Raw genomic sequence first — 16,661 nt, 5'->3', positions numbered from 1 at the left:
GTTCCCTACCAAGATGCATACAAACCCACCTTCCGATGTTGGCGACGCCGCAACTTTTATTGCGGAAATTTACGGTCAGGATGTCTTCAATATGGAGACCATGCGCGATTACCTGCCGCGTCCCGTTTACAAGAAACTGCTGGCAACCATCCGCAAGGACGAGAAGCTGGACCCGGACATTGCCAATGAAGTGGCCCAGGCCATGATGACGTGGGCCCTGGAAAAGGGCGCCAGCCACTACACCCACTGGTTCCAGCCCCTGAACGGAAGCACGGCGGAAAAGCATGACTCCTTCGTGGACGTGGACCCGGAAGGAAACCTGGAGCTCAAGTTCTCCGGAAAGAGCCTGGTGCAGGGAGAGCCAGACGCCTCCAGCTTCCCCTCCGGCGGCCTGCGCGCCACCTTTGAAGCGCGCGGCTACACCGCGTGGGACCCCACCAGCCCCGCCTTCATCAAGCGCACGGAAAACGGCGCCACCCTTTGCATCCCCACCGCCTTCTGCTCCTACAAGGGACAGGCGCTGGATAAAAAGACCCCCCTTCTGCGGTCCATGACCGCCGTCACCCGCCAGGCCAAACGGCTGCTCGCCTGCTTCGGAGGGCCGGAAAACATCCACGTCAGCGCGGATCTGGGCGCGGAACAGGAATACTTCCTGGTGGACAAGCAGCTTTACGCCCTGCGCCCGGACCTGATGATGTGCGGCCGCACCCTCTTCGGCAATGTTCCTCCCAAGCACCAGCAGATGGAAGACCACTACTTCGGCTCCATCAAGGACCGCGTGCTGGAATTCATGGTGGACGTGGACGAAGCCCTCTGGAAGCTCGGCATTCCGGCCAAAACACGCCATAATGAAGTGGCGCCGGGCCAGTTTGAAATCGCGCCCATTTTTGAAAGCCAGAACCTGGCCGTGGACCACAACATGCTGGTCATGGAAGTGCTCCGGAAAACCGCCAACAAGCATGACATGGTCTGCCTGCTGCATGAAAAGCCTTTCTCCGGCATGAACGGCTCCGGCAAGCATAACAACTGGTCCCTTTCCGCGCCCGGTTACGGCAGCCTGCTGAATCCCGGTTCCAGCCCGCAGGAAAACGCCATCTTCCTCACCCTGCTCTGCGCCACCATCAAGGCCGTGGACGAACACGCCGACCTGCTGCGCGCCTCCGTAGCCAAATCCGGCAACGAGCACCGCCTGGGCGCCCACGAAGCGCCTCCCGCCATCATCTCCATTTTCCTGGGGGACCTGCTGGATGAAATCATTGAGCAGATTGAAAAGGGCGGCACCAAAAAGGCGCGCACGCTGAAGACCATCAACATCGGCGTGGACACCCTGCCCATGTTCCCGCTGGACGCCTCCGACCGCAACCGCACGAGCCCCTTCGCCTTCACGGGCAACAAATTCGAGTTCCGCGCCGTAGGCTCCTCCCAGACCTGCGCATGGCCCATGACGGTGCTCAACACCATCGTGGCGGAAAGCCTGGATGAAATCTGCACCCTTCTGGAACCCGTCAAGGACAACCCGGAGGAATTCCACGCCACGCTGAACAAGCACCTCCAGGGCATCATCAAGAAGCACAAGCGCATCCTATTCAGCGGAGACGGCTACGGCGAGGCCTGGATTGAAGAGGCGGAACGCCGCAAGCTCCCCAACGTCCCCGGCACCATTGAAGCCCTGGCCGCCCTGGAAACGCCCAAAGCCAAGGCCCTCTTTGAAAAATACAAGGTGGTCAGCCCCGTGGAGCTCCACGCCCGCCATGAAATCCAGACGGAAATATTCTACAAGGAAATCAGCATTGAAGCGGAAACCGCCCTGCTGATGGTGGAGACCCTGTACATTCCCGCCGTGACGGAGCAGCTCACGCAGCTCACCACCGCCATCGCTCAGATGAAAGCCGCCGGGATCAAGGCGGGCATGAAATCCACCGTGGACCGCGCCAACCAGATCGGCACGCTGCTGGACCTCCTCCCCACCCAGGTGAAAGAACTCCGCCAGGCCGTGGACCGCGCCAGCACAAAGGACATTCAGTCCGGCATGGACAATCTGAGAAGCACGATCGACATGCTGGAAGGCCTGACGGACGCAGACCTGTGGCCCGTTCCCACGTATGCGGAACTGCTCTTTCTGTAAAACAACAGCCTTTCCTCAAAAGAGAAAATTATTGACTATCAATCATAAATATCACTAAATCCAGTTCCACCAACAAGAAAAACGGCAAATTAATAGCCTGACGGATTGACAAAACAGCCAAAATAGTTATCCTTTCCGTCCGGTTGTGCATAGGCCGCTTAGACGGACGGCACTGAATCTAGTAATTCACAAGAAGCATCTTTCAACATCATGAGCAAGAGGACTTATCAACCATCCAAGCGTTGCCGCAAGCGTCAGTTCGGATTCCGTGCACGCATGGCTACCAAGAACGGAGCAGACATCATCCGCCGCCGCCGCGCCAAAGGCCGCAAGCGCCTGCTTCCCAAGGGAGCCGAAATCCAGTACAAGCGCCACACCATCCAGCACGGCCGTTAATTCAGCCACCAGGACTCGGTTAACGCCTCCTTGGAACTTCTTTTCACGGGCCGACCCGCGGGAGATGCGTCTTACTCGTCAACAAAGCATGACCAGGGCATTTCAATTTGCCCGGGTACGCAACGAGGGACCATCCGTAGCAGGTCGGCTTATTGTTTTAAGTGCAGCCCCGCTGGAACATCCGGAAGACCCGTCCAAATTCGGCATCATCTGCACCAAGAAAATCGGCTGCGCCGTCGTCCGCAACAAACTGCGGCGGCGCGTGCGGGAAATCCTGAGGGAGCACGGCGCCCCCTTTGAAAATGGCGTGCACCTGGTGTGCGTCCTCCGCTGGCGGGCCGTGGAAGCCAGCTATGCCGATCTGGAGCGGGACTGGCAGAAAGCCGCCCGCAAGCTCAAACTGCAACTTCTTTCCCGGGAAAAAGACAACGCATGATGAAATGGCTGCTCATTGCCCTGGTACGGGGCTATCAAACCTTCATCAGCGCTCCCCTGCATGCACTGGGGGGCCCCGGCAGCGGCTGCCGCTACACTCCCACCTGCTCCCAGTACTTCATTCAGGCCGTCCGGCTCCACGGGGCATGGCGCGGCCTTCTTCTTGGAACATGGCGCATTTTAAGATGCAACCCGTGGGGCGGCTCAGGGTATGATCCCGTGCCTCCGGCCCGCACGCCGCGTTAAATTACCTTTCTCTCCCCTCCCTACCTGCCAACTTCAATCAAGCTATATACATTATGGATCGCACAGCATGGATCATCATAGGCGTTTGCGCCGCCCTTCTGGGCCTGAACATTTACATGGGCAACAATAAAAAGGAAGAGCCCGTTCCCGCAGCCCCCGTCCCCGCCCAGCAAACCGCCGCCGCTCCCGCCGGCGCCCCGGCTCCCGGCGCTGAAACGCCCGCCTCCCCCGCCGCGCCGGAACAGACTTCCGCCGCCAAGGCCCTGGAAGAAGACAAAACCAGCCCGATTACGCTGACGGCCACGCAGGAAGCGGACGGCAGGCAGGAGCCCTTCATCACCTACACCTTCAACCGCATCGGCGGCTCCATCGGCGCCGTCACCCTCCACAACGACATTGTGGACTCCCAGAAGGTCGCGGACCACAACATTACGATCAACGAAGCCCAGCAGAGGGGAATCGGCGAGCTCGTCTTCAACATGGACGCCACGCAGGACCCTTCCTATGACAACACGGTATACCGGGAAGTCAAGCGCACGGCGGACTCCGTCACTCTGGAAGGCTATGACGCCGCCCGGCAGCTTTTCATCTCCAAGACCTATACTCTGCACCCCGTCAAAAATCTGGAAGGAAACGTACTGCCCGGCAGCAAATACCTTATCCGCCTGACCGTCTCCCTGCTCAACAAATCCCCCAATGTCCAGGACCTGCGCTACATGGGCATCTTCGGCGGCAGCGCCTATCCCATCGCCAAAAGCGAACCCAAGGACACCTACACCCACTTCTTCTACCATGCGGACGGCTCCCTGGAGCAGGAAGTTCCCTCCTACTTCACGGGCGGCATTTTCAGCACAGCGAAGGCCCGCGTTCTGGAAGGCCCCCTTCAGGACCTGACCTATGCCGGCGTAATGAGCCAGTATTACGCCACCATCCTTCTTCCCCAGGATAAGTCCAACGGTTCCACCGTGTACGCCACCCGCCAGGAATTCCCGCTGGCCCATGAAAACAACACGCTGGTGCCCGGCGTTACCGTAGCCATGGGAATTCCCAACCTGACGATGGCGCCCAACGAGATCAAGACGCTCACGTACGACATTTACACGGGACCCAAGTTCAACGCCTACCTGCGCGACCTGAACCTCACCTACCCCGCCATCAGCGACATCATGGCCTACGGCTGGCTCGTCTTCCTGAGCGTGCCGATGAACTGGCTGCTCAACCTCTTCCACGGCTGGTTCGGTAACTGGGGCGTGGCCATCATCTGCATGACCATCGTCGTCCGCGCCCTCATCTGGCCGCTGCACAAGAAGTCCTACATGGCCATGAAGCGCATGTCCCTGATTCAGCCGGAAATGGCCAAGCTCAAGGAAAAATATCCGGACGAGCCCCAGAAGGTGAACATGGAAATGATGAAGCTGTACCAGAAATACGGCATCAACCCGGCCAGCGGCTGCGTGCCCATGCTCATCCAGATACCTATCTTCTTCGCCTTCTACCGCGTTCTCCAGTACTCCGCGGAACTGAGGGGCCAGCCCTTCTGCCTGTGGATGACGGACCTGTCCCTGCCTGACACCGTGGGCCACCTGTTCGGCATTCCGATCAACATCCTGCCGCTCATCATGGCGGTCACCATGATCATCCAGATGCGGATGACCCCGCAGGCGGGGGAACGCTCCCAGCGCATCATCATGAACCTGATGCCCGTCATGTTCTTCCTGTTCTGTTATAACTTCGCTTCCGCCCTGGCCCTGTACTGGACCACGCAGAACCTTATTTCCATCGGCCAGACGGCCTTGATCCGCCGTCTTCCCATGCCCGTGCTCACCGCCGCCAAAAAGAAGAAGCCCGGCTTCTTCCAGCGGATGATGGACCAGCAGCGCGTGGCCCTGGAGGAACAGCAACGCAAGGGCAAAGGCCACAACATGCGCAACATTACGCCTAAAAAGAAGTAAAGGGCGCGCTTTCAGCACTCTTTTTCCCTGCAAATGCGGCCGTTCACGCGGCCGCATTTTTTATGGGGAAACGCGGAAAACCGCACCGTGCTACAGGAGCGCCGGAAGAAAAGCAGAGCCCGCGCCCTTCGCACCCCTGATGAAAAAACCGGACTTCCCCACACGGAGAAGCCCGGTTTTTCTCGTCATATATCTTTGTGTAGCTAATTGGAGCGGCCTGGCAGAAAATGCCAAAACACCCACTGAAACTACCTTAGCGGATTATGAATCCGTTACATGGGAGAAAGAGAAAAGAACACCCCTGCTTTGCTCCGGAAGGAATTTCAGTACGAAGGCCGGGAGGCCTCCGCTCCCAGCTGGTCGTGGCCCGTTCAAACCGTGGGTATGTTGTTCCTCCACTGTGTTTTGGTGGCCGCGCTGCTGGGAACAAGGGCCTCCCGGCTTCTCCAATCCCCCTCATAGTTCTCTGGAAATTATCTCAGACAAAGTTATCTGAAATCCTTCATTCCAACGCGCACAGCATCCGGAAATGCCGGGGTAAATTCGCATTAAGGGATTTTCCATCAAATTTGTGGGTTGACCCCGGATTCATAATCCGTATGAAACTCTACAGACTGACCCGCAGCCCATGGCACAAAAAGCCATGCTCCCCTTCTGCTTGAAGGGTTCCAAAAATATGGCAGTGATGCGTTATGGCGTGGGTAAATCTTCCGGCATCAAGATGGCCGCCACGGCAAACGCGGCTATGCCTTCCCGGCGCCCCAGGGCGCCGAGCTGCTCATTGGTGGTGGCTTTCACTCCCACGCGCGCCGGAGAAATGCCCAGGGCGCTTCCCAGGGCTTCCTTCATCTGTTCCAGATAGGGAGAGATGCGGGGAGCTTCCGCAATCAGGGAGGAGTCCACATTCACCACGCGGCCGCCGCGCTCACGGATCAGGGAAACGGCCTTCGCCACGATTTCCAGAGAAGGAATATCCTTGCAGGAGGGGTCTCCCGGCGGGAACCAGTACCCGATGTCCGGCAGTCCGGCCGCGCCGAGCAATGCGTCTGCAACGGCATGGCACAGGACGTCCGCATCGGAATGGCCGTCCAGCCCGCGGGCGGAAGGAATGTGCACGCCCCCCAGCATCAGGGGCCGCGGGACTTCCGCAAAACGGTGGATATCATATCCCAGCCCGGTCAGGGCAATCATGTCTTTCATACTGAGGCAGTTTGTTCAGGTTATTCGTTCAGCGCCTCCACAATCGGGATGCGGCCGTTCCAGGCGATGATGGCAAACTGTTCCGGATTATCCTCCCGGGGTTCCAGAATCACTTTTCCTCCGGCGGCCTCCACCAGCAGAGCGCCGGCGGCGATGTCCCAGATGGAAATGACACTTTCCACATAGGCGTCAAACCTGCCGCAGGCAATGTACGCCAGAGCCAGCGCGGCGGAGCCGTTGTTGCGCACCTTGCGCACCTGCCAGGCTATTTTGGCAAAACGTTCAATCCCCTTTTCCTTGGAACCGTCCGTCTTGCCGTGCCCCACAAACACCACGGCCTCCGCCATGCGTTCCCGGCGGCTGCAATGCATGGGGTGGTCATTCATGTACGGAATTCCTCCCTTTTCCACATGCCAGCATTCGTCCATCATGGGATCGTAAATCACGCCCAGCACCACTTCCCCGCGGCGGCGCAGGGCGATGGAGACGCAGAACCAGGGAATGGTGTAAAAGTAATTCACCGTCCCGTCAATGGGGTCCACAATCCATTCGTATTCACTGTCGCGGTTCCCGGTATACCCTTCCTCGCCCAGAACGGCATGAGTGGGGAACACGGAGAGGATTTCCTCCGTAATCAGTTTCTGGGAAAGCTTGTCCAGCTCCAGCTTGATGTCATTCTGGCTGGCTTCATCCACCTTCTTGCTGTCATAAAAATGCTTTTTCAGGAAGGCTCCGGCGGATTTGGCGGCCAGAATGGCCGTGGTCATTTCAGGTGAGTGGTTCATGATATGTGGTCTATTGTAGAAAATTTGCTTCCGTCAGGAATCCTGCTCCGCAGGGGCTTCCTTCTCCTTCCGTTCCTGAACGGCTTTCCTCCGGTTTTCTTCCGTCCGGTCATATACTTCCCCGGCCAGCGCGGCAGTGGTTTTTGCCAGCGCGGCGGCCACCCCCTTCTTTTTATAAACGGCCTCCTCCGGGGAGTCAAAGCCCACCCAGACGAACACCGTAAAATAACGCCCCATGACGGCGGAGAAATTCCCGGTGTTCTCCGGCAGCCTGACATTGACGAATGTCTTCCTGGAGCGTTCGTCATAACGGAAGGGAGGCAGCGCGGCCACCAGATGGGCTGATTCACGCGGCAGGATTTCACGGCGGCTTTCCTCCGGAGAGGGCGCATTCACCATCACCAGGTTCTTCTTGGTGGTGCCTACCTGCCGGACGGAGGAGATCTGCACGTTGCGCCCGTCGCTGCCGATCAGGTACAGCGCATTGACGGCTTGCGCCAGAGGGGCGCGGAACCTCCCGGCATACAGGTCGGGGGAACGGGGAAGGTCCACCTTGTATCCGGCTTTTTGCGCCGTTTCTATCACCGTATTGAACCCTACCCCGCGCCCGGTGACTTCCGGACTGCTGCGGATGACGGTTCTGCGCTGGTCCACGGCACATACGTTGACAATGGGGGTGAAGAGGTCCCCGGGCATCACCATGGCCTGCCACCGGTCCACGCCGTCCAGGGCGGAGCGTCCGCCCGTCACGGCCAGCAGGTCCCCCTTGCGGGAGTCCACGCACAGAACGGCCGCCTGCACGCAGTTCTTTAGCTGGTTGTCCACCCTCCTGGGCAGTCCGGCCCACACGGGGGAATGTTCCAGCTCCGCCAGCAGGGGCTCGCTTATTTCCTCCACCATGCGCTGGACTTCCAGATCCAGCGTGGTCATCACAAAAATGCTGGACGTCCCCTCCTGCTCGTCGCAGCAGTCCATGTCCCTCAATTCACGGGAAATGACCAGGATGGGGTATGAGCCGGGCCGGGCCTCCTTCTCTCCCGCTACCGTCATCGGCTCACGGGATGCCTGCCATAATTGCTCCTGAGTGATGAAATTGCATTCCAGCATCCTTTCCAGCGTGGCGTTGCGCACCTTCACGGCCGCGTCCGGGCTGTAAACGGGGTTGTAAATGGACGGCCCGCGTACCAGCCCGGCCAGCGTGGCGCACTCCGCCAGCGTGAGATCCGCCACTTTTTTACCGAAGTACAGGTCAGCCGCCTGGGCGATGCCGTAGCACTGCTGGCCAAAGTAAATGCGGTTCAGGTAGGCCGTCAGAATTTCATCCTTGGAATACTTGCCTTCAATGCGGCGCGCCACGGCCATTTCCAGAATCTTGCGGTCCAGGGTCTTTCCCCCCAGTTCATAACAGTTCCGCGCCAGTTGCATCGTGATGGTGGACGCTCCCTGCGCATAGGACAGCGTGGTGAGGTTCCGGCAGATGGAGCGGATAATGGAGGAGTACACGATGCCACCGTGATCGAAAAAGGCTTCATCCTCCCGTGCAATGAAGGCATTCACCAGATTGTCCGGCAGTTCATTGCGGGCCACGTACACCCGGTCATGGTCCGTCAGGGTGCCTATCCACTGGCCGTTGCGGTCATAAGCGGCGCAATTTTCCAGCGGTGCCAGCACTTCGTCCAGTTCATACTGGTCCGCTCTCCAGGCGTACACGAGCAGAACGATGACGAACGCAATGGGAATGAGCCCCAGCCACAGCAGCATGCGTCCCAGATTGCGCGGGAGCAATCCGAACAGATCATACCATCTTTTGCGCCTGTTTTCCATTCCGGTTCCAATGATCCGGACGCCTAGCGGGCGTCCGGCGGCAGTGAATCTTCATCCTGCTTCCAATCCGGGAACTCCTTTTGCAGGCGCGCCCGGTACTGGGAAGCCTCCGACTTGCGGCCGGCCTTGTCCAGCGCTTCCGCCGCCTTGAACAGGGCCTTGGGCTTCAGTTCGGCGTCATTGACAAACAATTCAGCCGTGACGCCATAATACTTGGCCGCTTCATCAAACTTTTTCTCCGCATAGGATATGTCTCCAAGAACGATTTTCAGGGAGGCCATCAGGGGGCCTTCCACTCCCAGCGCCAGCGCCTCCTCCGCCGTCTTCCGGGCGTCCGCATACCTGCCAAGCCCCAGCTGGATGGAAGCCTTGTCCAGCAAGCCGTCCGCCCGGCGGTAGGGCTGGTCTTCATCTTTCAGGAAATTGTTGGAGGCCACCAGGGCGCGGTCATACTTCTTGAGGGCCAGCCGCACCTTCGCCAGATTGCGCCAGATCACCTTCTTCACATTCTGGAGCTGGTCGTTCTGGGTGGCCCAGGTCATGTACTTGTCCGCCGTTTCCAGATCCTTCATGCCATAGGCCTGAAGGCCCAGCCACGCGGGAATGACGTCCGGCACGCGGGCTACGGCTGAGGGGTTCTCCTTCTGGAGGGTTTCCAGGGCTTCCTTCAATTTTTTCACGTCCTGGAGCTTGTGGTAGGACAGGACGGAAAGCACGTTCACCTGTTCTCCGTATTTCTGGGGGTCCAGCGTCTTGGCTTCCGCCATGTGGCTGATGGAGGATTTGAAATCCCCCTGGTCAAACGCCGCGCGGCCCAGCAGGAAGTGGGCTTCCGCCAGCGCGGCGGGGGACGCCTTCGGGAAGTTCTGGATCAGGCCTTCATAGTACTTCGCCATGTTCACCATATCCTGGCGTCCCGCGTAAATCTGGGCCGCACGCTGCCATGCGGCGGCGGCGGATTCCTCCTTGGGCCAGCGCGCGATCACCCGGTCAAAGTCCATCAGGGCTTCCGCCTCCTTCCTGGTCTTGGCATACATGTCTCCGCGCAGAGTCAGCGCCTCGCAAATGCGGGGGTCCTGCGGGTACTTGCTGATGAAATCCGTCAACAGCGTGGCGGCCGCTTCCCGGTTCCCGGCCTGGGCGATGGCCCAAGCGCTCTTGTAAAGGATGTCCGCACGCATCTTGGGAGGCAGCTTGTCAAAATCAATGCTGGCGTAAAACCGGGCGGCATCCGCCGGACTGCTGTTAAACAGATTCTCCGCGGCCATCAGGCGCACGAGGTCATGCAGCTCACTGGTCGGGAAAGCCTTGGCATAATGGTTCAGGAAACTCTGCGCGCGCTGCGGAAGGTCTTTCTGCTTGAGTTCATTATAGCACATCAGGCGGTAAAAGGAGGCCTGCATGGCTTCCTGCGTGTAGGGAACGGCCTTTTCCGCTTCCAGGAAGAAATCCGCCGCCTTCTGGTACTCCTTCAGCTTGTAGGCCGACTGGCCCAGCAGCATCAGGAGGCGTACTTCTCCTTCCTTGGTCGGCATCTTCATGTCCTTCTGCTGCGCGTACTGGGACAGGATTTCCTTGTACTTGCCCATGTCGTACAGTCCCAGGAGCAGCCCCATGCGGGCCTCCGGAGCCATTTCCTTCAGGGACTCGTCCTTCAAAAGCCGTTCGTATAGGCCCTGGGCTTCCGCGGTCTTCTTCAGCTTGGTAGCCAGCATGGCGGCCTGCAGGGTGGCAATGCCCCGGTTACGGTCATCCACGCCGGGCGTCTCCAGCACCTTGCGGTATTCGGAATAGGCCTCGCCCAGGCGGCCCGTATCCGCGCACAGGGCGGCATACCCCATCCGGGACACCAGCACGAATTTTCCGTCAGCCTGCGGGTTGCCCATCACCGCGCAGAACATGGTGGCGGCGGCCTCCGGATTCCCGCTGGAGAGGAAGAGGCGCCCCAGGCGGTACTGCGCGTCCACCTTCAAATCATTCTGTTCCGCATTGCGGACCACGAGCTGGTAATACTGGATGGCCTTTTCCGTTTCCCCGGCAGCGGAAGCGTCCGTAGCCAGCCGGTAGGCGGAAGCGGCGACCAAAGCCGGGGTGCCCGTCTGGGTAAGCCTGCGGAACAGGCCATGCGCGTCCGCCTTCCTTCCAAGCTCCGTGAGGCACATGGCGGCGCGGTACTCCGCCAGAGGGGCCTGGGCGGACTGGGGGAAACGCTGGGCAAATTCCAGATACTTGCGCAGGCTCAGGTCAAGCAGGCGGGCGTGTTCCTGCGGATTCCCCTTCATGGCAGGCTCCTGGGCCTGCTTGTACAGCATGTCCGCCATGTCCAGGGTATCCTGCTCCGGATTGGCGACCAGCGGGCCGTCCGGTACGGGAGCGGCATCCGGAATGTTCTCCTGTGCGGCGGCAAACGCGGCCAGGGCCATTAAACCTGCATTGACGAAAAGGAACGCTTTCATGAAGCTTGGGGATTGGAAACATTAACGGAAGACGGAGCCGGGGGCCGCGTGGAAAAGGAAACGTTGTTCAGGCCGGCCTTCAGGCAGGCGTCCATCACATGCACCACCACGCCGGATTCCGCCTTTTCATCCACGCGGATGCGGACGAGCATGGTTTTATCCAGCCGGGCGACGGAAAGAAGCTTGTCTTCCAGCTGCGGCATGGTGTACGGCTGGCGGTTGATGACCACCGTGCCGTCCTTCCGGATATTCACGGTAATTTCATTGGAAACGCTTTCACCGGGCTTGGGAGTCTCCGCGGAGGGGAGGTTGATGGAAAGGTCCGGCTCGTCGTCCTCAAACGTCTGGGTCACGATGAAAAACACCAGCAGCAGAAAAACAATATCCAGCATGGGAGCCAGCTGGAACCCGATGGGATTGGGCATTTTATAATGGAATTTCATACGTTGTTCCGGTGTTGGGAGCGGAGCCGCTTCCTGTTAAAGCCCGCGCACGTCGCGCAGGGAGGTGGGGTCCACGGGCACCCTGGGTAGTTCCTCCTCATGGAACGCCCCGGCACGCGGCTTCTGGAGCTGGGTGGCGACTACGGAAACGCTGTGCGTCACCGCGGCTTCCAGGTCCCCCACGCGCTTGTGCACCCGGCTGCGGAAGTATACATACGCCAGGATGGCTGGAATGCCCAGCATCAGGCCGCCCGCCGTGGTGATCAGGGCTTCCGCCACGCCACCCGCCATGTCAATGCGCTGCTTGCCGCCGGAGAAATCACCGTTGGCGATCTCAAAGAAGGTTTTCATCATCCCGACCACGGTCCCCAGCAGCCCGAGCATGGGGGCCAGCGCGCCGATGTCCGAGAGCCAGGATATCTGGCGGCTCAGGAAGCCCGCCTGCCGCCCGCCTTCCGCAGCGGCTATTTCCCTCACCTCTTCAAACTGGGCGGAAGGGTTGCGCAGCATGAAACTGGCCACCGTCAGCATCACGCGCGCGTAGCAGGAGTCCCCATCCTTGCAAAGGATGGACAGCCCCGTGTAATCCCTCTTGCGGATGAAGGATTCCGCCTGCTCCACCAGCTTGGTAGGCAGAACGGCGGAGGCGCGGGTGGAAAAACAGCACATGACCAGCACCACCACTCCGGCGATGGACAACAGGAGCAGCGGCCACATGATGAAGCCACCCTTCATAAACAGCTCGGAGAGGGGATAGTTTCTATCTCCCACCACAAAGTCCATGGCGGCAGCCAGCGTGGTAAACGGTACAGGATTCATACAAAAGACGTAGGGGATTATACAGAAGATGTCTTCCTAGGCAAGCCAAGTAGCCGTAATGCAGTACGTTTCCGCAGTTTCATTTCTTGCCGCATATGGCATAATAACGCCCGTGGCAGATCGTGAAAAACCATCCCTGAAGGAACTCTGGAGGGAAACCCCGCATAAACCCGGCGTTTACATCATGAAAGACGCCCTGGGGAATACTATTTACGTAGGCAAGGCGAAGGACCTCCACCGCCGCCTGGGCAACTACTTTTCCCCTACGGGAGCCACCCTCTCCAACCACAAGACACGGGCGCTCATCAATGCTATTGCGTCATTCGACTACTTTGAAACCAGGAACGACCAGGAGGCTTTTCTGCTGGAAAGCAAGCTCATCAAGCAGTACCGCCCGCATTACAACATCCAGATGAAGGATGACAAGCGCTACCCCCTGCTGAAGATACCCAAGGGGGAGAAAATGCCGCGCTTCCAACTGGCGAGGGTGAGGAAGGATGACGGCGCGCGCTACTTCGGCCCCTTTGTCCATTCCCAGGCGCTGTACGCCACGCAGGAATGGCTTAACAGGCACTTCCGGCTGCGTACCTGCAAGGTCAAGAATCCCGGCCTCAACGACTTCAGGCACTGCCATGCGGACGTAATACGCAACTGCTCCGCTCCGTGTGTAGGCCGCATTTCCCTCAGCGACTACAACCGGAACTTCGACCAGGCGGTGCGCCTGCTGGAAGGAACGGGCAAAAAAAGCACCCTGGACGAATTGACCCGGGAGATGATGCAGGCCTCCGACGAGCTGGATTTTGAACGCGCCGCCTACCTGCGGGACATCCGGGACAACCTGGTCAAGGTGCTGGAGCCCGCGCGGAGGTTCCAGAAGGGAACGCCCAACCTGCCCGGCACCGTGCGCCCGGTGGAGGACATGAAGGAACTGGGCCTGGCCCTGGGGCTGGAAGAGCCCCCCTCCATTATGGAATGCTTTGACATTTCCAACGTCTCCTCCAACCACATCGTAGCCTCCATGGTGCGGTTCACCAATGGCAGGCCGGACAACAAGGCCTACCGCCGCTACCGCATCCGCACCGTAGACGGCCAAAACGACTTTGCCTCCATGTCGGAAGTCATCCGGCGGCGCTATTCCCGCATTCTGGCGGAAAGCGAGGCCGTAGCGTCACGGCCCGCAGGCATGAGCCTGTACCGGTGGCTCAAGAAACTCAGCGCGGAAGGGAAAGCCCCCATCAAGGTTCCGGACCTGGTGGTGGTGGACGGCGGCAAGGGCCAGCTTTCCTCCGCCCTGGCGGACCTGGAGGCCATCGGCCTGGGGGACATGCCCATCGTGGGCCTGGCCAAGCAGCGGGAGGAAATCTTCTTCCCCCACCAGTCACAGCCCCTGTGCCTGCCGCACAGTACCGGAGCCCTCAAGCTCATGCAGCGCATCCGCGACGAAGCCCACCGGTTTGCCAACGGGTACAACGAGCTGCTTTACCGGAAACGCATGAGGGAAAGCGCCCTGGACGACGCCCCGGGCATGAGCGCGTCCAAAAAAAGCCTGCTGCTGGAAAAATTCAAATCCGTGGCCGCCATCAGAAAAGCGGACCCCGCCTCCATTGCCGCCATCCGCGGCATCTCGGAAACCTGGGCCCGCAATTTGCTGGACTATCTCAACTCATCACCCAACGCCTGACCTCACATGCAATTCCTGATTCTGGCCGCAGGCAAGCCGGCCCTGAACTACGCCCGGGAAGGCGTGGAACTTTATCTCAACCGCCTCAAGCCGTTCGGCAAGGCGGAACTCAAACTCGTCAGGGACGGAAGCTCCAGGGACGTTTCCGAACGACTGCTGGCCGCCAGCGAGGGGTGCCTGCGCATTGCCATGGACGAACGCGGAGAGCTCTGGACCACGGAAAAGCTGGTCAAGCTGGCGAGGGACTGGCAGATGCGTTCCGTACGCCGCATCGCGTTCCTCATCGGCGCGTCAGACGGCCACACGGAGGAACTGCGCTCACGGTGTGACCATATCCTGGCGTTGAGCAAATTCACCCTCCAGCATGAGCTGGCGCTCGTCGTGCTGCTGGAGCAGCTCTACCGCTGCCACACCATCCTGGCGGGGACGCCTTACCACCGGTAAGATTCAATATTCCGTCACTCCCGGTCAATCAAGGCCTTCACCATGACGATGATGGCCACGACTACAGCCAGCCCCCATGCCGTAGAGTCACCCACGATTCCCGTGGAAAACGCGGGAAAAGGATTGAACGCCACTGCCAGGGAGCCAAACATCCAGCCCCAGCCGGGAAGGCCTTTTTTAAAAGCTGCGTAAGCAAGGTAGAAATACAGGGCCACGCCTGCAAACTGGAAAAAAGCGGAACCCGGTCCGTATTTGACCACCTTGGGAGCGTTAAAACCGGCGTAATGGGAATGCCTCAAAAGGGAGCCCAGCAACAGCAGGAGCGGCGTGCCCAGCAAGGGGACAAGCGGAAAAAGAAACCTTGTTGTTTTTTCTTCTTCCGGGGAAGGTTCCGTAACAGCGTCTTCCTGAGGCTCTGGCGTCATGATGCTCCTTCATAACAGCAAGCAGCCTCCCCTGCAACGAAAAAGGAGTACTCCGCAGGGAGCACTCCTTTTCCGAGAAAGAAATGGTAAAGCCAGTTCCTTCGCAGCCAGCCAAGCTTAGCGCTTGGAGAACTGGTAACGCTTGCGGGCGCCGGGGCGGCCGGGCTTTTTACGTTCCTTCATGCGGGAATCACGGGTCAGGAGACCGAATTCACGCAGCTGGGCGCGGGAGGCTTCATCAACCTGGACCAGGGCGCGGGCGATCGCCATGCGGATGGCGCCCACCTGGCCGTGAATGCCGCCGCCCTTGGTGACGACGTTCACGTCAAATTTGTTCATGGTGTTGGTCACCTGGAAGGGTTGGAGAACGGCGTTCTGCAACTGGACGGTGGGAAGGTATTCTTCAAAACCGCGGCGGTTGATCGTGATGCGGCCGGTACCTTCAGTAAGCCAAGCGTGTGCAATGGCGGTCTTGCGACGGCCGGTGGCGTTGAATGGGGTTGTCTGACTCATGTCTGGAAAAATCGGTTAGAGAGTGATGGCGGTGGGCTGCTGGGCTTCATGCGGATGGCCGGCGCCGGCGTAAACCTTCAGCTTGGACATTTGCTGACGGCCCAGGCGGGTGTGGGGCACCATGCCCTTGACGGCCAGTTCCAGAAGAAGTTCGGGGCGACGGGCACGGATTTTCCGGGGAGTATCCACCTGCTTGCCGCCGACGTAGCCGGAGAAACGGGTGTAAATCTTGGCGTTTTCCTTGTTGCCGGTCAGCACCACCTTGTCCGCGTTTACGATAATGACAAAGTCGCCACAATCAACGTGGGGGGTGAAAATTGTCTTGTTCTTGCCACGCAAAATGTTAGCCGCTTCAACGGCAACACGGCCGAGCACCTTGTCGGCAGCGTCAATAACATACCATTTGCGCTCTACTTCTTGCGGTTTGGCTGAGAAGGTCTTCATGGTTCAATTCTTCGTTCTCGGTTTTCGGCATCCTGCCGTAATCTTCCAATTCGGGGGCGCATTCCTAATGATTATTCACGTAAATGTCAAATACTTTTTCTCTATTACTCCCCTTTTGAAGGCTTTTTCCCCCTCTGCCCGGAGAATCGCGGCTTAATTGCGGCGTTTTCACATTCAGGGCTTGCCCTCGTGAAAATATGGCCTATTATTCGCCTGCGCGAAAATTCGTACACGCGCGTTCATTTTAACCTTACAAGGAGAATCCTATCAGCCCGAATCCAAGACCCAGCAACCGCCCCAGCGGCGGCCAGAATTCCCGCCCCGGCCCCAGGCCGGCAGGCAGCAGCACAAGACCGGCCGGCAACGGCAGCCGTCCCGGACAGCCCCGGCCCGCAGGGAGCGGCACCGGCCCGGCACGCCCGGCCGGACAGTCCGCAGGTCCGGGAGGAGCCAGAACAGGCGGGGGACCGCGC

The 16,661-nt window shown here is 59.3% G+C and carries 16 protein-coding genes; 7 read left to right on the top strand and 9 right to left on the bottom strand.

The genetic code is table 11. The features are described from left to right. Nucleotides 1–13 precede the first annotated feature (13 nt). From ABGM91_RS06810 to yidC, 5 genes are all read left to right on the top strand, one after another. Nucleotides 14–2,125, top strand: coding sequence for a glutamine synthetase III (locus ABGM91_RS06810; RefSeq protein ID WP_215429623.1), 2,112 nt, complete (start codon nt 14–16; stop codon nt 2,123–2,125). A gap of 210 nt (nt 2,126–2,335) precedes the next feature. After that, nucleotides 2,336–2,521 (top strand): 50S ribosomal protein L34, encoded by a 186-nt coding sequence (gene rpmH / locus ABGM91_RS06805; protein WP_012420297.1) that lies wholly within the window; start codon nt 2,336–2,338, stop codon nt 2,519–2,521. A gap of 64 nt (nt 2,522–2,585) precedes the next feature. After that, on the top strand, nt 2,586–2,957 hold the full coding sequence (gene rnpA, locus ABGM91_RS06800) for a ribonuclease P protein component (protein WP_286010602.1): 372 nt from the start codon (nt 2,586–2,588) through the stop codon (nt 2,955–2,957). Further along, nucleotides 2,954–3,202: a membrane protein insertion efficiency factor YidD gene (gene yidD, locus ABGM91_RS06795; protein ID WP_102715493.1), complete on the top strand. Its 249-nt coding sequence runs from the start codon at nt 2,954–2,956 to the stop codon at nt 3,200–3,202. The genes rnpA and yidD overlap by 4 nt, the downstream gene beginning before the upstream one ends. Nucleotides 3,203–3,255: 53 nt before the next feature. Further along, nucleotides 3,256–5,154, top strand: a complete 1,899-nt coding sequence (gene yidC, locus ABGM91_RS06790; RefSeq protein ID WP_215429627.1) for a membrane protein insertase YidC — start codon at nt 3,256–3,258, stop codon at nt 5,152–5,154. A 690-nt stretch (nt 5,155–5,844) separates the two neighbouring features. On the opposite strand, the gene ispF is transcribed toward yidC, so the two are convergent. Genes ispF through ABGM91_RS06760 form a run of 6 tightly spaced genes read right to left on the bottom strand, consistent with a single transcriptional unit; the run spans nt 5,845 to nt 12,681 of the window. Next, nucleotides 5,845–6,354, bottom strand: a complete 510-nt coding sequence (gene ispF / locus ABGM91_RS06785; protein WP_354830735.1) for a 2-C-methyl-D-erythritol 2,4-cyclodiphosphate synthase — start codon at nt 6,352–6,354, stop codon at nt 5,845–5,847. Nucleotides 6,355–6,374: 20 nt separating this feature from the next. Beyond that, entirely contained in the window at nt 6,375–7,139 is a 765-nt protein-coding gene (locus ABGM91_RS06780; protein ID WP_290566686.1) for an inositol monophosphatase family protein, read from the bottom strand. A gap of 33 nt (nt 7,140–7,172) precedes the next feature. Then, nucleotides 7,173–8,963: a transglycosylase domain-containing protein gene (locus tag ABGM91_RS06775; RefSeq protein ID WP_354830733.1), complete on the bottom strand. Its 1,791-nt coding sequence runs from the start codon at nt 8,961–8,963 to the stop codon at nt 7,173–7,175. Between the two features lie 23 nt (nt 8,964–8,986). Then, nucleotides 8,987–11,419 carry a tetratricopeptide repeat protein gene (locus ABGM91_RS06770; protein WP_354830731.1) on the bottom strand — a complete coding sequence of 811 codons (2,433 nt, stop codon included), beginning with the start codon at nt 11,417–11,419 and terminating at the stop codon, nt 8,987–8,989. Continuing rightward, nucleotides 11,416–11,862 carry a biopolymer transporter ExbD gene (locus ABGM91_RS06765; protein ID WP_102715483.1) on the bottom strand — a complete coding sequence of 149 codons (447 nt, stop codon included), beginning with the start codon at nt 11,860–11,862 and terminating at the stop codon, nt 11,416–11,418. Before ABGM91_RS06765 ends, ABGM91_RS06770 begins: the two co-directional genes overlap by 4 nt. Nucleotides 11,863–11,898: 36 nt before the next feature. Further along, a complete protein-coding gene (locus ABGM91_RS06760) occupies nt 11,899–12,681 on the bottom strand; it encodes a MotA/TolQ/ExbB proton channel family protein (RefSeq protein ID WP_102715481.1) in 783 nt (260 codons plus the stop codon). A gap of 112 nt (nt 12,682–12,793) precedes the next feature. Between ABGM91_RS06760 and ABGM91_RS06755 the strand changes: the two genes are divergently transcribed. Beyond that, complete coding sequence (locus ABGM91_RS06755; RefSeq protein ID WP_354830728.1) at nt 12,794–14,362, top strand: excinuclease ABC subunit UvrC; 1,569 nt, start codon at nt 12,794–12,796, stop codon at nt 14,360–14,362. A gap of 6 nt (nt 14,363–14,368) precedes the next feature. Then, nucleotides 14,369–14,806: a 23S rRNA (pseudouridine(1915)-N(3))-methyltransferase RlmH gene (locus ABGM91_RS06750; protein ID WP_215429637.1), complete on the top strand. Its 438-nt coding sequence runs from the start codon at nt 14,369–14,371 to the stop codon at nt 14,804–14,806. A 14-nt stretch (nt 14,807–14,820) separates the two neighbouring features. On the opposite strand, the gene ABGM91_RS06745 is transcribed toward ABGM91_RS06750, so the two are convergent. The 3 genes from ABGM91_RS06745 to rplM form a co-directional block, all read right to left on the bottom strand. Then, nucleotides 14,821–15,231, bottom strand: coding sequence for a hypothetical protein (locus tag ABGM91_RS06745; protein WP_354830725.1), 411 nt, complete (start codon nt 15,229–15,231; stop codon nt 14,821–14,823). Nucleotides 15,232–15,348: 117 nt separating this feature from the next. Then, nucleotides 15,349–15,744, bottom strand: a complete 396-nt coding sequence (rpsI, locus tag ABGM91_RS06740) for a 30S ribosomal protein S9 (protein WP_215429641.1) — start codon at nt 15,742–15,744, stop codon at nt 15,349–15,351. A gap of 15 nt (nt 15,745–15,759) precedes the next feature. Continuing rightward, nucleotides 15,760–16,188 carry a 50S ribosomal protein L13 gene (gene rplM / locus ABGM91_RS06735; RefSeq protein WP_102715472.1) on the bottom strand — a complete coding sequence of 143 codons (429 nt, stop codon included), beginning with the start codon at nt 16,186–16,188 and terminating at the stop codon, nt 15,760–15,762. Between the last annotated feature and the right edge of the window lie 473 nt (nt 16,189–16,661).

This window comes from Akkermansia muciniphila (genome assembly GCF_040616545.1).
GTDB classification, from domain to species: domain Bacteria; phylum Verrucomicrobiota; class Verrucomicrobiia; order Verrucomicrobiales; family Akkermansiaceae; genus Akkermansia; species Akkermansia muciniphila_E.
The sequence above is the reverse complement of the archived record's forward strand: the minus strand, read 5'-3'. Positions and strand labels throughout refer to the sequence as shown.